This is a genomic window from Aureibaculum koreense (assembly GCF_034296135.1).
Taxonomy (GTDB): Bacteria; Bacteroidota; Bacteroidia; order Flavobacteriales; family Flavobacteriaceae; genus Aureibaculum.
Map to the genome: position 1 here is coordinate 79,431 of NZ_JAXKVV010000008.1, position 19,643 is coordinate 99,073.

At 33.5% G+C, this 19,643-nt stretch carries 21 protein-coding genes; 13 read left to right on the plus strand and 8 right to left on the minus strand.

Annotation, left to right across the window (positions count from 1 at the left end):
* Positions 1-38 precede the first annotated feature (38 nt).
* Entirely contained in the window at positions 39-455 is a 417-nt protein-coding gene (gene aroQ, locus UMM65_RS09305; RefSeq protein WP_321976232.1) for a type II 3-dehydroquinate dehydratase, read from the plus strand.
* A gap of 228 nt (positions 456-683) precedes the next feature.
* Here the strand turns inward: aroQ and UMM65_RS09310 are convergent, their stop codons facing one another.
* Complete coding sequence (locus UMM65_RS09310) at positions 684-1,124, minus strand: LexA family protein (protein ID WP_321976233.1); 441 nt, start codon at positions 1,122-1,124, stop codon at positions 684-686.
* A 187-nt stretch (positions 1,125-1,311) separates the two neighbouring features.
* Here UMM65_RS09310 and ffh point away from each other — a divergent pair, with 187 nt between their 5' ends.
* The 3 genes from ffh to UMM65_RS09325 all read left to right on the plus strand — a co-directional run bounded on the left by ffh (position 1,312) and on the right by UMM65_RS09325 (position 3,989).
* The gene (gene ffh / locus UMM65_RS09315) at positions 1,312-2,640 is read left to right on the plus strand and encodes a signal recognition particle protein (protein ID WP_321976234.1); all 1,329 of its coding nucleotides are present in this window, start codon (positions 1,312-1,314) and stop codon (positions 2,638-2,640) included.
* Between the two features lie 69 nt (positions 2,641-2,709).
* Entirely contained in the window at positions 2,710-3,072 is a 363-nt protein-coding gene (locus UMM65_RS09320) for a four helix bundle protein (protein ID WP_321976235.1), read from the plus strand.
* Positions 3,073-3,113: 41 nt separating this feature from the next.
* Complete coding sequence (locus UMM65_RS09325) at positions 3,114-3,989, plus strand: bifunctional 5,10-methylenetetrahydrofolate dehydrogenase/5,10-methenyltetrahydrofolate cyclohydrolase (RefSeq protein WP_321976236.1); 876 nt, start codon at positions 3,114-3,116, stop codon at positions 3,987-3,989.
* A gap of 11 nt (positions 3,990-4,000) precedes the next feature.
* Here UMM65_RS09325 and UMM65_RS09330 read toward each other — a convergent pair whose 3' ends face one another.
* The 6 genes from UMM65_RS09330 to bla form a co-directional block, all read right to left on the minus strand.
* A complete protein-coding gene (locus UMM65_RS09330; RefSeq protein WP_321976237.1) occupies positions 4,001-4,462 on the minus strand; it encodes a YybH family protein in 462 nt (153 codons plus the stop codon).
* A 353-nt stretch (positions 4,463-4,815) separates the two neighbouring features.
* Positions 4,816-5,238 carry a VOC family protein gene (locus tag UMM65_RS09335; RefSeq protein WP_321976238.1) on the minus strand — a complete coding sequence of 141 codons (423 nt, stop codon included), beginning with the start codon at positions 5,236-5,238 and terminating at the stop codon, positions 4,816-4,818.
* Between the two features lie 11 nt (positions 5,239-5,249).
* Positions 5,250-5,612: a cupin domain-containing protein gene (locus tag UMM65_RS09340; RefSeq protein ID WP_321976239.1), complete on the minus strand. Its 363-nt coding sequence runs from the start codon at positions 5,610-5,612 to the stop codon at positions 5,250-5,252.
* Positions 5,613-5,623: 11 nt separating this feature from the next.
* Positions 5,624-5,920 carry a chaperone modulator CbpM gene (locus UMM65_RS09345; protein WP_321976240.1) on the minus strand — a complete coding sequence of 99 codons (297 nt, stop codon included), beginning with the start codon at positions 5,918-5,920 and terminating at the stop codon, positions 5,624-5,626.
* Between the two features lie 2 nt (positions 5,921-5,922).
* On the minus strand, positions 5,923-6,819 hold the full coding sequence (locus UMM65_RS09350; RefSeq protein ID WP_321976241.1) for a J domain-containing protein: 897 nt from the start codon (positions 6,817-6,819) through the stop codon (positions 5,923-5,925).
* Between the two features lie 96 nt (positions 6,820-6,915).
* Positions 6,916-7,653, minus strand: coding sequence for a subclass B1 metallo-beta-lactamase (gene bla / locus UMM65_RS09355; protein WP_321976242.1), 738 nt, complete (start codon positions 7,651-7,653; stop codon positions 6,916-6,918).
* Positions 7,654-7,729: 76 nt separating this feature from the next.
* On the opposite strand from bla, the gene argS reads away from it, so the two are divergent.
* The 9 genes from argS (at position 7,730) to UMM65_RS09400 (ending at position 18,108) form a co-directional block, all read left to right on the plus strand.
* Complete coding sequence (gene argS / locus UMM65_RS09360; protein ID WP_321976243.1) at positions 7,730-9,520, plus strand: arginine--tRNA ligase; 1,791 nt, start codon at positions 7,730-7,732, stop codon at positions 9,518-9,520.
* Between the two features lie 232 nt (positions 9,521-9,752).
* The gene (locus UMM65_RS09365) at positions 9,753-10,655 is read left to right on the plus strand and encodes a TlpA family protein disulfide reductase (protein WP_321976244.1); all 903 of its coding nucleotides are present in this window, start codon (positions 9,753-9,755) and stop codon (positions 10,653-10,655) included.
* A gap of 172 nt (positions 10,656-10,827) precedes the next feature.
* On the plus strand, positions 10,828-11,538 hold the full coding sequence (locus tag UMM65_RS09370) for a membrane or secreted protein (RefSeq protein WP_321976245.1): 711 nt from the start codon (positions 10,828-10,830) through the stop codon (positions 11,536-11,538).
* Between the two features lie 95 nt (positions 11,539-11,633).
* A complete protein-coding gene (locus UMM65_RS09375) occupies positions 11,634-12,929 on the plus strand; it encodes a DEAD/DEAH box helicase (RefSeq protein ID WP_321976246.1) in 1,296 nt (431 codons plus the stop codon).
* 17 nt (positions 12,930-12,946) lie between these two features.
* Entirely contained in the window at positions 12,947-13,429 is a 483-nt protein-coding gene (locus UMM65_RS09380; protein WP_321976247.1) for a CIA30 family protein, read from the plus strand.
* A 41-nt stretch (positions 13,430-13,470) separates the two neighbouring features.
* Complete coding sequence (locus UMM65_RS09385) at positions 13,471-14,154, plus strand: SGNH/GDSL hydrolase family protein (protein WP_321976248.1); 684 nt, start codon at positions 13,471-13,473, stop codon at positions 14,152-14,154.
* Between the two features lie 4 nt (positions 14,155-14,158).
* A complete protein-coding gene (locus tag UMM65_RS09390) occupies positions 14,159-15,214 on the plus strand; it encodes an alkaline phosphatase D family protein (protein WP_321976249.1) in 1,056 nt (351 codons plus the stop codon).
* Positions 15,215-15,303: 89 nt separating this feature from the next.
* Entirely contained in the window at positions 15,304-16,902 is a 1,599-nt protein-coding gene (locus tag UMM65_RS09395; protein WP_321976250.1) for a beta-N-acetylhexosaminidase, read from the plus strand.
* An 81-nt stretch (positions 16,903-16,983) separates the two neighbouring features.
* Positions 16,984-18,108, plus strand: a complete 1,125-nt coding sequence (locus tag UMM65_RS09400; RefSeq protein WP_321976251.1) for a glycoside hydrolase family 18 protein — start codon at positions 16,984-16,986, stop codon at positions 18,106-18,108.
* Between the two features lie 247 nt (positions 18,109-18,355).
* Here UMM65_RS09400 and UMM65_RS09405 read toward each other — a convergent pair whose 3' ends face one another.
* A complete protein-coding gene (locus tag UMM65_RS09405) occupies positions 18,356-19,621 on the minus strand; it encodes a Y-family DNA polymerase (RefSeq protein ID WP_321976252.1) in 1,266 nt (421 codons plus the stop codon).
* Positions 19,622-19,643: the final 22 nt, after the last annotated feature.

The following is a 19,643-nucleotide window of genomic DNA, read 5'->3' on the forward strand; positions in this document are numbered from 1 at the left end:
TTTATATCTTGCAATATTAAATTAAAAAAATAAAACGAGTGAAAATAATCATCATCAACGGACCAAATTTAAACCTATTGGGCAAACGCGAACCCACTATTTATGGAGATGCTTCTTTTGAAGAGTACTTTAAAAGTTTGCAAAAGGAACATTCTGGGATTCAACTTGATTATTTTCAATCCAATATAGAGGGAGAAATTATTGATAAACTGCACGAAGTAGGTTTTGATTACGACGGTATTGTCTTAAATGCGGCAGCCTACACACATACTTCCGTTGGTATCGGTGATGCCGTAAAAGCGATTGAAAGTCCTGTTGTAGAAGTACATATTTCCAACGTTTATGCTCGTGAAGAATTTAGGCATCATTCTTATATTTCTGCCAATGCGGCTGGAGTTATTGTAGGTTTTGGTTTAAAAGGGTATGAAATAGCTTTACAAAGTTTTGTAAAATAAATCAGTAGTGTCCGATTAAAAATTATATGATGTCCCTACGGGACATCGGTTTAATTGAATCTTGTTGATTACCAACATATTGCCCCGCTGGGGCAAATATACCGTTAGGTATAAAATATGGGTAAAAAAACAGAACCTGTAAAAAGTAGCGTCCCGTAGGGACGCTATATATTGCAAGGCTTCTTACGATCATGTTTCATCATTACCGGACGCTACTGAAAATAAATATTACACTTTTTTTATTACACTTGTTACAATTCCCCAGATCATAAAGTCATTATCTTCAGTCACTTTAATTGGTTTGTAATTAGGATTTTCAGGTTGAAGCCAAAGGCAATCATTTTCTATTTTTAAACGCTTTACGGTAAATTCCCCATCAATAAAACAAACTGCTATTTTATTATTTTCAGGTTCTAAGCTTCTGTCCACTACTAAAAGATCATTATCATTTAAACCGGCACCTATCATAGACTGCCCGCTAACACGGGCAAAAAACGTAGCCTCCTTGTTTTTAATAAGCTCTTTATCCAAACTGATTCGTTGCTCTTTAAAATCATCAGCGGGTGAAGGAAAACCTGCCGATACAGTAGTATCAACAAAAATGGCTCCAGTATCATCGTTAATTTCAGGAGTGTAGAAAGTTAAATTTTTAGTTTTAGTTAGTTTCATTTTCTGATATTGCTGTTACAAATATAAAGTATTTTACTACTTAAAGTGTGGAGGAAATAACTAATACGAATTCTGTGTTACCAAATAGAGATAGTAACACCAAATTTTATTGTAAAATCGCATCTCAACCATTTAAAATTTTAACTTGTAATCCTTATCTTTGCACCTCTAAAAATGTAGAACGCCAATGTTTTCAAATTTAAGTGATAAGTTAGATAAAGCTATCCACGTCTTAAAAGGGCATGGACAAATAACCGAAATAAATGTTGCAGAAACGTTAAAGGAAGTCCGTAGGGCTTTATTAGATGCCGATGTAAACTATAAAATTGCCAAAGAATTTACTGCACGTGTAAAGGAAAAAGCATTAGGGCAAAATGTATTAACTACGCTAAACCCAGGGCAATTACTTGTTAAAATTGTAAAAGACGAGTTGACCGAACTTATGGGCGGTGAAACCGTTGGTATTAATTTAGGAGGTTCGCCTACCGTAATTTTAATGTCTGGTTTACAAGGTTCAGGTAAAACAACATTTTCTGGTAAATTGGCGAATTTCCTAAAAACGAAAAAATCAAAACAGGTTTTATTAGTAGGTTGTGATGTTTACAGACCTGCAGCCATCAATCAATTAAAAGTAGTAGGTGAGCAAATTGATGTAGAAGTTTACGCGGAAGAAGGCAATCAAAATCCTGTTGAAATTTCTCAAAACGCTATAAAATACGCTAAGGCAAATGGCAAAAATGTGGTTATTATTGATACCGCTGGTCGTTTAGCGGTTGATGATGCCATGATGACGGAGATTTCTAACATTCATAAAGCGGTAAATCCACAAGAGACCTTGTTTGTTGTAGATTCCATGACAGGTCAAGATGCTGTAAATACTGCCAAAGCTTTTAATGATGTATTGAATTTTGAAGGTGTTATCTTAACGAAATTAGATGGTGATACGCGTGGTGGTGCAGCATTATCTATTAAGTCGGTTGTTGATAAGCCTATCAAGTTTATTGGTACTGGTGAGAAGATGGAAGCCATTGATGTTTTTCATCCCGACAGGATGGCGGAACGTATTTTGGGCATGGGTGATGTGGTTTCTTTAGTAGAAAGAGCCCAAGAACAATATGATGAAGAGGAAGCAAGAAAAATACAAAAGAAAATAGCAAAGAACCAATTCGGATTTGATGATTTCTTAAAACAGATTCAGCAAATAAAGAAAATGGGGAATATGAAAGATTTAGTAGGTATGATTCCTGGTGTTGGCAAGGCCATGAAAGACGTTGATATTGATGATGACGCTTTTAAAGGAATTGAAGCTATTATTCATTCCATGACGCCAAGTGAAAGAAGTACACCTTCCGTAATTAATGCCAGTAGAAAAAAACGTATTGCCAAAGGTTCAGGAACTTCGGTTCAGGAAGTAAATCAATTAATGAAACAATTTGACCAAATGAGCAAAATGATGAAAATGATGCAAGGTGGTGGCGGTAAAAAAATGATGCAGATGATGAAGGGAATGAAATAAGTTGACAGTCTTCAGTTGGCAGTCTTCGATCAAAAATTGGTCAGATATAACTTATAAGACGGTAATTAGATGAGTTTTAAAACACTACTAGCCTATCAAGAGGGGTTTGCCTTAGCGATGGAGGTTTATCATATATCAAGGAAGTTTCCCGGTTACGAACAGTTTGGATTGAGTTCTCAAATTGTGCGTTCAAGTAGAGCGGTTTGTTCGGCGATTGCCGAGGCTTATCGGAAACGTCAATATGAGAAACATTTTAAAAGTAAATTATCAGATGCTGACAGTGAAAATTCTGAAACTCAACTTTGGTTAGATTTTGCACTTGCATGCAATTATATAGATGAAATAAAACGAGCCGAACTTCAAGATAAAAGTGAAGAAATTGGCAAACTATTAAATTATATGATAAATAATCCCAATAAATTTGGACTATAATAATACTGCAGACTGAAGACTGCGGACTGAAGACTTGAACAATGACTATACTTGACGGAAAAAAAACATCAGCAGATTTAAAATCAGAAATTGCTGAATCAGTTAAACAACTAAAAAAAGAAGGTAAAAAAACACCTCATTTGACCGCCGTTTTAGTTGGAACCGATGGTGCCAGCATGACCTACGTTGGTGCAAAAGTAAAAGCTTGTGAATTAGTTGGCTTTGATTCTACGTTAATCGATTTACCTGAAGAAACTACAGAAGAAAGACTATTAAAAGAAATTGACAAACTTAATAATGATGATGGTATTGATGGTTTTATTGTACAATTGCCATTACCAAAACACATTGACGAGCAAAAGGTGCTAATGGCGGTTGACCCAAATAAAGATGTGGATGGTTTTCACCCTGTGAACGTTGGTAAAATGACTTTAGATTTACCCTCTTTTTTACCAGCAACACCTTTCGGAATTTTAGAACTCTTGGAGAGATATGAAGTAGAAACTTCAGGAAAACACGTTGTGGTAATTGGTAGAAGCCACATTGTTGGTCGCCCTATGAGCATATTAATGAGCCAAAAACGAAAAGCGGGCAACGCTACTGTAACCGTTGCTCATAGCCGTACAAAAAATTTAAAAGAATTAACCTTACAAGCAGATATTATTGTCGCCGCTCTGGGTATTGCTGAATTTTTAACTGGAGATATGGTTAAACAAGACGCTGTGATTATAGATGTGGGAATAACCCGTGTTGATGATACTTCTAAAAAAAGAGGTTATAGATTGGCTGGTGATGTTCATTTTGAAAGTGTAAGTAAAAAAGCAAGTTTTATAACTCCTGTTCCAGGTGGCGTAGGACCAATGACAATCGCAATGTTGTTGAAAAACACATTGTTAGCTTGTAAAAATAGAAGGTAATTTTAAAAATTTTATTCTAGAGCATTCCACATATCAAGGTACATTTTCCAATCTTGATTTTCTTTTTTCCAAACTATCACGTATTTGCCTTTGAAATTAGTAGTGGTATTATTTTTTGAATTTTTAGAACTCCCTTCATAATAGCCATAGTCATAGGCATAACCGTCAATTACATTGATTTCTTTTGGAGTGGCTTTATGGGAAACAATTTGTATATGTTTGGGTAATGTCCATCGTTTTTTAATGGCTTCATGGCCTACGATAATATCTGATTTATCGGGAAAAATTTTACCGTCTTCGCTATAGAAAGAAGTTAGTTTGGCAATATCACCATCAACATATGCCTTTGAAAATTGTTTACCGACTTTTAATATAGCAGTAATATCCTCACCTTTACCAACATATTCTTGACCGTAAACTGAAACTGTTAATAATAACAGCAGATATAATGATTTAATTCTTAGCGACATCATGAATTAAAAAATTAGCTTAATAAAGAAAGAAGTGTGATTAAAATTGTTACGATAACTTTTATTAAAATCATAATAAATATATTTTACGTAAAGTTACAAAATCACATGTTTCAGTAGGGGTATAACAAAACAATTAGCAAATATTTAACCTTTATTTTAACAATTAACGATATATAAGCAAGAATTCAAAAAATAGCCACGAACCCGCCTGCCTGACGGGCAGGTGCACTATTTTTTGTTTATTGTTTTTTCTGAGAAGAATTACCGCTAATTTAAAAAATCTATAGATTTTTTATTTGTGGAAATTATTCCTCATACAATTAGCTTTGCAATTAGTGAATTAGTGGCGAAAATCACTTCGCGAAAAGCTGACTAACATCTTTAAAAGCCTTAAATTCCAACGCATTCCCCACTGGGTCTAAAAAAAACATGGTAGTCTGCTCGCCGAGCTCTCCTTTAAATCGGATATAGGGTTCTATAACAAATTCAATGTTTTTTGTTTTTAGATTATCGGCAAATTCGTGAAAAGTGTCCCATTCCAGAACAACACCGTAATGTGGTACAGGTACACTTTTTCCATCAACGGCATTAGTATGAAGGTTTTCTTCCGATTTCGGTTTGTAATGAATAACCAGTTGGTGACCGAACAAATTGAAATCTACCCAATGGTCGCTGCTTCTGCCTTCTTCGCAGCCAATAATTTCATTATAGAATTTTCTACACTCAGCTAAATTATGAACGGGAATTGCAATATGGAATGGTTGTATTTTTGACATAAATTTATTTTTTAAGTTTCTCTATTTACTAATTGAATGGAAAAAGCAGGGTTGCAAATGGCTAAATATTCACAAGGCTCATCAAACGGATTCGAATATTGAACCCTTGTGTTTTTCAGCACTTTAATGGATTGCCCAGCTTCTAAAATTACTTTTTCATGTTCAATAATAAATTGTTTTTTGCCTTTTATAATAAATGTGTATTCATCAAATTCTGGAGTTTGAAAAGGCTCCGACCAATTTGGAGGAGCTACCATATAAGCTATACTAATATTGGAACTGCCATCGGTAGCTAAACCGAAATGCTCTTCAATAAGTTTGCCGTCGTCCGTTGGTACTACAAAGGGTGATTTTTGGATTTGATATCTTTTCATTTTTTAACTAACTAATTATCTTCATACAAACTTAACCGATTATTGAGGGTTGTAATTTCTTGTTGCAAATTTTCAACACGTTTTAATAATTTATTTACAACGTCCAGTCCTTCCATATTTATGTTCAGATCAAAATGCAGACGCATTAATTTTTCAATATCGCTAATGTGTTCTTTAAACACACATGGTGTGGTTTCCACTTCTATAATTTCAACCAGCTCATATTCGTTTAAGCGATCAAAAAATGATGTTGGCACATTATAATACGAGCAAAATTGTTCAATAGTTATATAGTTGTCGGTATCCATAATTATCTCAATTTTTGAAGTTCCTTAAAAAGTTCTTTTTCTTTGGCGGATAAGTTTGTGGGCATTTTTATTTGATAAGTAATAAATAAATCACCAAACTGCCCTTCTTTTTTGTATTTCGGGAATCCTTTTCCTTTTAATTTAACTTTGGTGCCATTTTGGGTTTCAGATTTAACCTTTAGTTTTACCTTTCCATCAAAAGTATTAATCGTTACTTCACCACCAAGTATTGCAGTATATAAATCTATTTCGACATCGGTATAGAGGTTGTCTTTATCTCGCCTAAATTTAGTGTTGTTATTTATTAGAAACTTAATGTACAAATCACCGCTAGGACCTCCGTTTACGCCTTTACCTCCATGGCCTTTTATTTTAATAACTTGTCCGTTTTCAATACCAGCAGGAATTGTAATTCTAATGTTTTTATCATTTACCGTCAATGTTCTTTTGTGAATAGTATACACATCATTTAGGGTTAATTGCAATTCGGCGTTAAAATCTTGACCTCTGAATTTTACGTTTTGTCTAGATTGTTGCCTACCCGAAGACCCACCGAACATAGATTCAAAAAAGTCTGAAAAGTCATCTTCTGAAAACCCGCCCGAATATTGCCGTTGCGAACTTCCTTGATGTTGTTGTCTGCGTTGCTGTTTGGCCTTTTCAAACTGTTCGGCATGTTGCCAATCTTTACCGTATTCGTCGTATTTTTTTCTGTTGGCAGGATTGCTCAATACTTCATGAGCTTCATTTATTTCTTTGAACTTTTTTTCTGCCTCTTTATCATTCGGGTTTACATCAGGATGATATTTCCTAGCCAATTTCCTATAGGCTTTTTTAATGTCTTTTTCAGAAGCGGTTTTTGCAACTCCTAATATTTTATAATAATCTATAAATGCCATTTTAGTTATCCGTTAATGTTCGTTTTAATTTAGATAAACATTCAATAATTTATTAATTTTAAGGTTTTTACTCAGAGTCTAAGTACCCATTTTATTTTAATGTTCATTAAATAATTTTATTGTGTACGTTAATAATTCCGTGCCTCCAGTTTTTCCGTGACCTGGAATTACAAATTTAATATCTGGTAACCCTTTTTTAATCTTTGTTACTGTATTTGACCATTCGTCAGTATTGGCATCACCTAAATACCCTTTCGTTGCCCCAACTTCTTTGATTAAACAACCACCAAATAGCACTTTTTCAGAAGGAATGTAACACACAATATTATCTTTTGTATGGCCCTCGCCAAAATATAAGTTCCTTACTTCTTTTCCATTAATTTCCAAATCTACATCAAAATTCAGACTGGTTTTAGGCAGTACTGAATTTTGTTTGTTGGCGAATTTTATAGTTTGTTCAGAAGCATAAGAAGGAATATTACTATCATGAAATTTTTTTAGTCCACCAAGGCAATCATCATGGAAATGAGTGGCTATTACTCCTTTAATATCCATTTTTTCATCCTTATTTAACCAATCAATTAATTCTTCTGAAGCAATATCATTAGTTGGAGTGTCAAAAACCATAGCTTCATCTCCGTTAATAAATAACATGCCGTTACAAGCCACGTTTCCAAAATCTTGCGTTTGTAAATAAGATATATGCACAAAAGTATTTTCAGTTAATTGTTGGATGACAAGGTTTTCAGATTTATAAACTTCTTTTTCATTTTGAGCCTTACAGGAAAAAAAGGTAGAAAGCACAAATAAACTTATTAAATATATAGTTTTCATACTTGAATATTAATCAGCATTAAAAATAGTAAATCCTTTATGAATTCATTAATTTTGCGGCTTAATTTTTATTTTGATGAACATTCAAGAAATCATAAACACGGCGATTAAAACTGGGTTAAAAGAAATTTATAAAGTTGATATTGAAAACGTTGAATTTCAAGCTACCAGAAAAGACTTTGAAGGCGATATTACTGTAGTTGTTTTTCCATTTTTAAAAGTAATTAAAGGCAATCCCGTTGAAATAGGTAACAAACTCGGTGAATATCTACAACAAAATGTTACGGAAATCACAAAATTCAATGTGGTTAAAGGTTTTTTAAATTTGGTGTTGAACGACAGTTATTTTATTGAAAATTTTAAGAAAATTTATCAAATAGAAAATTTTGGAATTACGGATGCAAAGCCTAATGAAAAATCGGTTATGGTTGAGTATTCCTCGCCAAACACGAATAAACCTTTGCATTTAGGGCATATTCGGAATAATTTATTGGGCTATTCGGTAGCGGAAATCATTAAAGCATCGGGTAAAAAGGTATATAAAACACAAATTATAAACGACCGTGGCATTCATATTTGCAAGAGTATGTTGGCTTGGCAAAAATGGGGCGAAGGCGAAACTCCAGAAAGTACTGGCTTAAAGGGCGATAAATTAGTTGGTAATTATTATGTGAAATTTGACCAAGAATATAAAAAAGAAATTCTCGATTTAGTTTCTAAGGGTTATACCGAAGATGAAGCCAAAAAACAAGCTCCACTCTTAATGGAAGCCCAAGAAATGCTTCAAAAATGGGAAGCTGGAGATAAAAAAGTAGTTGATTTATGGAAAACCATGAACCAATGGGTCTATGACGGATTTGAAAAAACATATGAGGTTTTAGGTGTAGATTTTGACAAGAATTATTACGAAAGCGATACTTATTTGTTAGGTAAAGATGTAGTAGCCGATGGCTTAGAAAAAGGTATATTCTTTAAAAAAGAAGATGGTTCAGTTTGGATAGATTTAACTGATGAAGGCTTAGATGAAAAAATAGTGTTGCGTTCTGACGGAACTGCTGTTTATATGACACAAGATATTGGTACTGCTATACAACGAATTAAGGATTACCCTGATGTGGGTGGATTGGTTTATACAGTTGGTAATGAGCAAGATTATCATTTTAAAGTATTGTTCTTAATACTTAAAAAATTAGGTTTTGACTGGGCAAAAAACCTCTATCACTTAAGTTATGGTATGGTTGATTTACCTTCGGGAAAAATGAAATCTCGTGAAGGTACGGTAGTTGATGCTGATGACCTATTATTGGACATGACCAATACGGCCAGGGAAATTTCTGAAGAATTAGGAAAATTAGAAGGCTATACCGATGGCGAAAAAGAGGCATTATTTAAAACTATAGGTTTGGGAGCTTTAAAATATCACATTTTAAAAGTTGATCCTAAAAAACGGATTCTTTTTGATCCTAAGGAGTCTATAGACTTTCAAGGAAATACGGGGCCGTTTATTCAATACACCTACGCTAGGATACAATCAATTTTGCGTAAAGCTGATACAGATATGCAAAGTGCTACCGACAAAGGAGGTCTCCTTGTAGGTTTAAACGACAAGGAAAAATCAGTTTTGAAACAATTAACACTTTTTCCAGAAATAGTACAACAAGCATCGGAAAATTATAGTCCCGCCGTTATTGCCAATTACACTTACGATTTAGTAAAAGAATACAATTCTTTTTATCAAAGTATTCCTATTTTGGCAGCAGATGACGAACAGGAAAAACTCTTTAGAGTTCAGCTTTCTAAAAAAACAGGAGAAGTAATAAAAACTGCTTTTGGGTTATTGGGGATTGAGGTTCCGGATAGAATGTAAGCAGAATGCCGTTGAATCGAAACGCAGTTGAAGATATGACGTGCATATCGCTTATCCCGCAGAGGTACGAACGTGGGATCTCATGAAATTTTAAACTAAAGGTAAATAACCTTTTTAGCTTTTTACATAAATTTATGCGAAATGGAAAGTGGATATTATTTCAAATGGATATATAAAAAATGAATTTATTGAAATCAACTCAAATTGTAAAATCTAAACTTTAAACTATAAAATGAAGCAATATTTTAAAAGAGGTGTTCAATTTCTTATTGCGTTTTTGAGTTTTGGATTGACTCTTTACATTCTTGAATTTTTACTTCATGATCTTCTAAAAGTTCATAAAATCCATAGCTTTACTTGGTATCTAATTTTATTGTGTTTTGCAGGATTTTATATTAGTGGGGTTATTTTAAGAAAGCAAAGCTTCAAATTTTTGTCAATTCTTTTGCTGCAGTTATTTGTTTTTATTTATTTCAATAAATTCTTTTTTCCAGTAAATATCATCTTGATGATTTATGCAAGTTTTGCCTTGCTTTTAACAAGAAAAGAGGTCAAGAGATCATTTAAATTGATTTTGGCAATTCCTTTTGTAGTGTTCTTTCTTTTCAATTTATTTTCTAAACCTTTCATCTTGAAAAAGGAAAATTTTGGGTACAACAGTCAGGGAAAATTGGTAAATGCTAATATTGTATGGGACTTTACGAACAATAATAAAATACCATTACTCACTTTTTCAGATCAAAATCAAAAACATGTTAATTTAGAAAGTTACTTAGGAAAAAAAATTGTGATTTCTTTTTGGGCAACATGGTGCGGACCTTGCTTAGTTGAAAAACCTGAACTTGAAAAAATAAAAAATCTGTATTCAAATAAAAAAGACCTTGTTTTTATTGATATTTCATTGGATCAGAATAAAAATAATTGGATAAATTTTCTAAATAAAAACAAACCGAAAGGGATTCAATTAATATCTACAGACATAGGGAAAGATAAATCAGCGTTAAACATCTCTGGAATTCCCTATCAAATAATTGTCAATGAAAAGGGTAATTATAAGTCTGTTTATCAATTGCATAAATTAAATGAAATTTTATTAAATGATACTGTCTTTGAAGCATATATTAATGCTAATTGACTACAGCTATAATGTAAGAGATAGTATTAATCAGTCTATTTATGTTTTGAGTATTTTATAAGTTCTCTTTGACAAGGGGTCATCCAAATAAGTTTGGATGAAAAGAATTCCCAAACCAATTGATTTTATTTTCACAAAAAAACACTATCTTCATTGTATTAAAATTACAGTTATGAAAAAAACAATTTTCTCCCTAATTTGCACATTCCTATCGTTTGGAATTAATGCACAAAATTTTATTGGTGCTTGGGAAACTACTACCACTTCTACAGAAGGTAATAAAATAAAAAATGTTGTCATTTTTTCAGAAGGTTATCAAGTCTCAACTTGGTATGATGCAGAGACAGGTAAGTTTATAAAAACCAATGGAGGGTCATGGAAATTGGAAGGAGACTCTATGACAGAAAAAATAGAATTTGATACAGATAACCCTGAACGTGTAGGTACTAAAATTAGTTTTAATGTTTATGTTAATGATTCCCTTATGGGTATTGTTGGAGATAAATTAAAATGGCGTAGAATAGATGATGGATCACCAGGAGAACTTCAAGGAGCTTGGCTAATGTCTGGTAGAATAAGAGATGGAGAAACACAGTTAAGGGATACCAATAGACCAAGAAAAACCATGAAAATTTTATCTGGCACTCGTTTTCAATGGATTGCTTACAATACTGAGACAAAACAATTTATGGGAACAGGTGGTGGAACTTACACCACAAAAGACGGAAAATATACGGAAAACATAGAGTTTTTCTCAAGGGATGATAGTAGGGCAGGTGCTAGTTTAGAATTTAATTATAGTTTGGTAGATGGTAATTGGCACCATTCTGGGTTATCTAGTAAAGGAGACCCGATCCATGAAATATGGAGTATAAGGGACTGACCTTAGCTATTGGTTAGTAAAAGTGTTTATAGACTTTTTTGAATACATCATTCAATCCATTTTATAAACCCTACCTTTGCCGCTTATAAAAATTTATGACATTTAAAGACTTAGGCATTGTTGAGCCAATATTAAAAGCCTTAAACCAAAAAGGCTATACGCACCCAACACCAATACAAGAACAAGCCATACCGATTTTACTAAAAGGAAAAGACCTTATGGGCTGTGCCCAAACAGGTACGGGTAAAACCGCCGCTTTCGCTATTCCGATTATACAACATATCTACAATAACAACCAAAACGGAAAACGTTCTAATAAAATTAAAGCACTGATCGTAACACCAACACGCGAATTAGCCATCCAAATTTTTGACAATTTTAAGATTTATGGCAAAAATACGGGCATTAAATGCAATGTAATTTTTGGAGGTGTAAAACAAAATCCGCAAACCGCTGCTCTTCGACAAGGTGTTGATGTGTTAGTGGCTACACCGGGCAGATTGTTGGATTTGATGAATCAGGGTTTTATTAGTTTAAGAGATATAGAATATTTTGTATTGGATGAAGCCGATCAGATGTTGGACATGGGCTTTATTCACGATATCAAAAAATTATTGGCAAAATTACCCCAAAAAAGACAATCACTTTTCTTTTCGGCTACCATGCCACAAAGTATTGTAGATTTATCTAGAAAAATATTGGGCGATTTTGATACCGTTACTATAAAACCCGAACAAGCCACAGCCGAAAAAGTTGAACAGGCAATTTATTTTGTCCATAAAAAAGCTAAAATAAAATTGTTGATTCATCTTTTAGAAACGCAGTCCATAGATTCTACGTTAGTCTTTTCGCGAACAAAGCATGGTGCCAATAAAGTCGTTAAATTATTGGACAAAGCAGGAATAAATGCTGCTGCGATTCATGGAAACAAATCACAAGGAGCAAGAGTAAAGGCCTTAGAAGGTTTTAAAGACGGTAAAATAAAAGTATTGGTAGCTACGGATATTGCAGCGAGGGGAATTGATATTGATGAGCTAGCATTGGTTGTAAATTATGATTTGCCAAATATTTCCGAGACTTATGTTCACAGAATTGGTAGAACGGGCCGTGCCAAAGCAAGTGGCGTGGCGGTTTCTTTTTGTGACCAAGAAGAGAGAGCCTATTTAAGAGATATTGAAAAATTGATCAGACAAAAAATTCCAGTAATTTCTGAACATCCTTTTCTTGATTTTAAAGATGATAATCCACAAAGTGAGGAAAAACCAAGGCAACATTCTCGAAATAGAAATTCTTCCAACAACCATAGAAACAATAGAAATAATAAGATCAGGAACAAGGGGAATAGCAATAATAATAAAAAACGCAGTCAGTCTAATTCTAGGAATAGATAAAGAGATTTAACTTCCTTATGCAAATTTTTGATTTCAATAACAACAGCGATATCTCAGATTGGCAAATAACCAACGATGATGTTATGGGTGGAAAATCTAGTGGTCAATTCGTTTTAGATGGAAATGGTAATGGTGTTTTTAAAGGAGAAGTGTCTTTAGAAAATAATGGTGGATTTTCTTCTGTCAAGTATAAATTTGAACCCAAAAGCATTGAAGATAATACGAGAGTTGTCCTCAAATTAAAAGGAGATGGTAAAACGTATCAATTTAGGGTTAAATCTGATACAGGTCAACGTCATTCTTATATTTACAAATTTGAAACTACAGGTGAATGGGAAACTTTAAAAATTTCACTATCCGAACTATATCCTGTCTTTAGGGGCAGAAAACTGGACTTACCAAATTTTTCCAATAACAAATTGGTAGAAACGGCATTTCTTATTGCTAACGGAAAAAACGAATCTTTTCAATTAAAAATTGCCAGTATCGGTTTAAAATAATTATATATCTTTAGCCTAGAATAATAGTTTCAATTCAATCAATGAAAAAATTCATCCTTTTATTTCTAATGTTCTCCATTTTTTCAAACAGTGCTATAAAAGCTCAAGACTGGCCAAATCTTAATAAATATAAAGCTGACAATGTTTTTTTGGGAAATCCCCACCCTGATGAAGACAGAGTTGTATTTATGGGCAATTCCATTACCGAGGGTTGGTTAAGATTGGACTCTAGCTTTTTTAGTAATAAAAATTATATTAATAGAGGTATTAGCGGTCAAACCACACCACAAATGTTGTTGAGGTTTAGGGCTGATGTAATAAATCTAAAACCCAAAGCGGTTGTAATTTTAGCGGGTACTAATGACATTGCAGGTAATACAGGACCGATGAGTTTTGAAATGATTATGGATAATATTATTTCTATGACAGAGTTAGCAAAATCTAATAATATAAAAGTGGTTCTTTCTTCAGTACTTCCTGCTTACGATTACCCTTGGCGGAAAGGATTAAAACCAAATGAAAAAATCCCGGCATTAAACAAGCTTATAAAAACTTATGCCGATGAAAACGATGTTGTTTATTTAGATTATTTTTCGCCCATGGTTGATGATAAAAACGGATTACAAGAAAAATTTACTTATGATGGTGTGCACCCAAACAAAGAAGGCTACCAGTTTATGGCACCCCTCGCCAAGGTAGCTATTGAAAACGCATTAAAAAATTAAAACTATGTTTAAAAATTTATCGTTTTTAATCCTCTTATTCTTATTATTTTCTTGTCAAGCTCCCGCTCAAAAGCAAGAAAAACAAACCACAAAAATTGCTTTCGGTTCCTGTGGACACGAAACGCATCCGCTGCCCATTTTTGATGTAGTTGTAAAGCACAATCCTGATTATTTTATTTTTTTAGGTGATAACATCTATGGTGACACCAAGGATATGGAAGTTCTAAAATCTAAATACCAACAACTTGCGGATAAGCCAACATATCAAAATTTAAAAAAGAATACGGAAATTCTAGCTACATGGGACGATCATGATTATGGCTGGAACGACGCAGGAAGACATTATCCTTTTAAGGCAGCATCCAAAGAAATATTTTTGGAATTTTTTGAGGAGCCCAAAAATTCCGAACGACGAAATCATGAAGGAATTTACACTTCTTATCTAAAAGAAATTGGTAATAAAAAGTTGCAAATTATTTTGTTAGATGTCAGAACTTTTAGGGATGATGTAAAAAGAAATTCAGGTGAATTTAAAGAGGATAAGCGTTATTTCTATAATTTAGATTATGCACCATATAAAACCGCAGATTCCACTTTTTTAGGCAATGAGCAATGGAAATGGTTAGAAAAAGAATTACAAAAACCTGCGGATGTCAGAATTATAGGTTCAGGTTCTCAGTTTGGCATTGAGTATAACGGTTACGAGGCATGGGCTAATTTTCCTCATGAGCAAAAAAGATTGTTAAATCTTATAAAAAAGTACAAAGCAAATGGTGTTTTATTTATAACCGGAGATGTGCATTATGCGGAAATTTCTAAATTAGAGGAGCCAGATCTGTACCCCATTTACGATGTAACCTCAAGTGGACTTTCTTCAACTTGGCATTTTGCCACACCTAATAAAAATAGAATTGAAGGCCCTGTAATGGAAAATCATTTTGGATTGATTACCATAGATTGGGCAGCAAAAACCCCAGAAATTAAAATGGAAGTTTGGGATATTAATGATAACCAACGTTTTGAATATACCATTAATTTAGACGAAATTAGTTTCAAATAAAGCCGTTCACTTTTGTAGATAGGTTATTCATCTAATTAAATGATGTTTTAAATTTTCGTTGATTACTTTTATAGCTTAAATTAATCATTATGAAGGCTAAAGGATTCTATTCTTATTTTTTAATTGTTTGTGTAACTTTTGTGGGTTTAATTTCTTGCGAAACCAAAAAATCGGCTATCCCTAAGGATTTAGCTAAACAACAGGTTATCCCTAAACCTGTCTCTGTAAATGCTACTGGTAGCTCTTTTGAAATTAACAGCAATACAGCTGTCCATTATCAATCTGAAGATTTAAAACCTATTGCAAACTACTTGGCTGAAATGCTACGTCCCGTAACGGGATTTGAGATTCCAGTTAAGGTGATGGAATCCAAACCATCATCCGATCACATATTTTTAACCCTGACCGATAGTATTTCATCGGGAGAAGGTTACGAATTGGAAACTAAAGAAAATGGTATTATAATCAGAGCAAATAAACCTGCTGGCATTTTCTATGGCGTACAAACGTTACGTCAACTATTACCTGCTAGTGTAGAAAAAAACACCAAAATTTCAGATACATTATTGGTCGCAACTGGAACTATAAAAGATAACCCTTCTTACGGATACCGTGGAATGATGTTGGATGTGTCTCGTCATTTCTTTGGTGTAGATGATGTAAAAAGAGTTATTGATTTGCTATCTATTTATAAAATGAACCGTTTGCATTTACACCTTTCAGATGACCAAGGATGGCGAATCGAAATAAAATCATGGCCAAAACTTACTGAAATTGGAAGCAGCTCTGAAGTTGGTGGCGGTGAAGGTGGATTTTATACGCAAGAACAATATAAAGATATTGTAAAATATGCTCAAGACCGTTTTATCACCATTGTTCCAGAAATTGATATGCCCGGCCATACCAATGCGGCGTTGGCTTCTTACCCTGAATTGAATTGCGATGGAAAGGCACCCAAACTTTATCACGGTACTAAAGTTGGTTTTAGCACTTTGTGCATAGATAAAGAGATTACCTATAAGTTTGTTGATGATGTTATACGCGAACTAGCAGCTATGACACCAGGGGAATACATTCATATTGGTGGAGATGAAAGTCATGTAACACCAATGAAGGATTTTATCCCGTTTATCAATAGAGCTCAAAAAATTGTTGAAAAGCATGGTAAAAAAGTTATCGGTTGGGATGAAATTGCACATGCTGAGATGTTACCAAATACCATAGTACAGTATTGGTCTAAAGGTGAAAATGCTATAAAAGGTATTGAACAAGGTGCAAAAGTGTTAATGTCTCCTGCCAAAAAAGCCTATTTGGATATTAAATACGATTCTATAACTAGAATAGGATTGACTTGGGCTGGTCTTACTGAGGTTGACGATGCCTATAACTGGGCGTTGGAAACGTATGAAGAAGGAATTTCAAAAGAGAATATTATAGGTATTGAAGCCCCACTTTGGACAGAAACGGTTGAAACCATGGATGATATTGAATACTTGGTTTTTCCCAGAGTATTAGGTCTTGCAGAAATAGGTTGGACACCAACTTCACAACGGAATTGGGATGAGTACAAAGTGAGATTAGGATATCACAAAGATAGGTTGGATGCTTTGGGTATTAATTATTATCCATCTAAAAAAGTTCCATGGAAGTCACTAGTAGCTCAAAAAACAGATAGTATTTCTAAATAAATTTTTGACCTGACAATTGGGTCTTTAAAAGCCAAGATAAATAGTTTTGTTTATCTTGGCTTTTCATTTAAAATCATTTCTATGCGTTATTTTCTATCTTTAATAATTGGTATTGTATTTTCAAGTTGCTCACAAAACAATAAAGAACAAGAGGAAACTAAAGAACCTGTTGACAGTAAATATAAGGTCATTGCTTATGTACAAGGCCATAAAGACAATTGGGGCACCAATTTTGAGAAAGCAAAACAAATAACCCATATCAATTATGCCTTTGCCAATATTAAAGACGGAAAAGTTATTGAAGGTTATAGTTCAGATACTGAGGCTTTAAAGAAATTAAACGAATTAAAGCAAGTAAACCCTAAGTTGAAAATTTTGATTTCAGTTGGTGGATGGTCTTGGTCTAAAAATTTTTCAGATGCAGCTCTTACTGAACAGTCCAGAGAAGTTTTTGCTAATAGTGCCATTGACTTTATGCAAAAACACAACATTGATGGTATTGATTTGGATTGGGAATATCCCGGTCAAATTGGTGACAACAATACTTTTAGACCAGAAGATAAAGAGAATTTCACGGCCATTTTAAAACTTATTAGAGAAAAGCTGGAAGCCCTAAAGCCCAATACGTATTTGTTGACTATTGCAACTGGAGCCAATCAAGCATACTTAGACCATACCAATTTGGCAGAAGCCCATAAATATTTAGATTTTATAAATATTATGACTTATGATTATTATACTGGTGGATGGCATGGTACAGGTCATCATTCAAGTCTGTTCCAATCTGAATTTAACCCACAAGCTATGTACTCTGCCAAAGCTGTTGACCAACATGTAAAAGCGGGTATTCCTATTGAAAAATTGGTGTTAGGGGTACCTTTTTATGGGAGATGGTGGAAAGGTGCAAATGCTGAAAATAACGGGCTATATCAAAACTCCGCAGGTGAAAGAGGCGGCTACAGTTTTAAAGAAATAGAAGAAAATTATATTGATAAAAACGGATTTGAATCCCTTTGGGACGATTCGGCTAAAGCACCATATCTATGGAATGCTACAGAAAAACAATTTGTAACTTACGAAAATGCCAAATCTTTAAAATTTAAAATTGATTATATCAAAGAAAAGAAAATGGGCGGTGTAATGTTTTGGCAATTTAGCCAAGATAGTGGTACGCTGTTAAATACTATTTCTAATAATTTGAAATAGATTTCATATTATAGTTTTTTGATTGTCCGTAATGTGACATAATTGGTTCGTCACCCTGTCCCGAAAGCTTTCGGGATTGTTTCAGGGTCGCATCCAACATACAACTGAATGTCAAATAGTTATGAGATGCTGAAATCGAAGATTCATGAATTCAATTAAAAAACAAAAAAAACGCATGAGTAAACGAGTTCAGCATGACGTACACAATATTATTACTAATTACGGATATTCAATAGTTTTTTAACGGTCAATAATTGGCTTTAACTTTAAGTATTTCCTTGATATTGGTTGTGTATTTTGGCGATAAATGTTCTTGACGCATTTTCCATGTACGTTTTAGGTCTTGATTGGCTATTTTTAATTTATAATCGCCAAACTTAGTATTCAGCTTATCCAATACCGACATTAATGGCTTATGCTTAGGGTCTTCATGATAAAGTAAACTCAATTGATGGTTGTTTGTGGGTACTAGACCCGTAACAATAACACCGGCACGTTTATATTTAACACCACTTTTAAAAATTTTAGTTACAGCTTCAACAGCGGTACTACTAATAACCAATGATGAATTTGTGGGGTAAGTTAACGCTACATTTGTACTTGCTCTATGCCGTGGTGTATCTTTTTTGTGCCTGTCGCTACTTAATAGTACAATTATCATATGGCAGCTAGAACCTTGTTTTCGTAACTTTTCAGCACAACTACTTGCAAATGTTGATATCCGTTCTTTTATATTTTCCAGATCAGAAAAAGTATATTCAAAACTTCTGGTAGTTGCAATAGCTTTTTTAGTTTTATAACTGTCTAACTGTAAAGTAGCAATACCTTCTAAATCTTTTTTTAATTTCCATTCGGTTATTGAGAAATTTTTAAGTACCCATTCATCGGATAACTGTGTAAAATCAAAAGCCGTTTTAATATTTTTAGTTTTTAGACGTTTCTGTAAACCATATCCAATACCCCAAACAGATGCTATTTTAGTCCATTTTAAGGCTTTTATACGTTTTTCATCGGAATCTATTACAAATACACCATTAGTTTGTTCAGGAAATTTCCGAGCAATTTTATTTGCTACTTTAGACAGGGCTTTAGTTGGGGCAATGCCAACACAAGTTGGAATGCCTGTCCATTTTAAAATACGTTGCTTTATGTCATTTCCATAACTATTAAAATTATAATTTTCAAATCCTTTAAACTGTAAAAATGCTTCATCTATGCTATAGACATCAACATCGGGGGTAAATTGATGTAAAATGGACATTACCCTACTGCTCATATCGCCATATAACGGATAATTTGAAGAAAATACATGAATATTATTATCTTTAAAAAACTTTTTATGCTTAAACGCAGGGGCTCCCATAGGCAAGCCTAAAGTTTTTGCCTCATCACTTCTAGAGATTACACAACCATCGTTGTTAGATAGAATGGCAATAGGTTTATTGCGTAAATTAGGATTAAAAACCCTTTCGCATGAAGCATAAAAATTATTACAATCTACAAGTGCAAACATTTTATAAAGATAAAGGATTTTG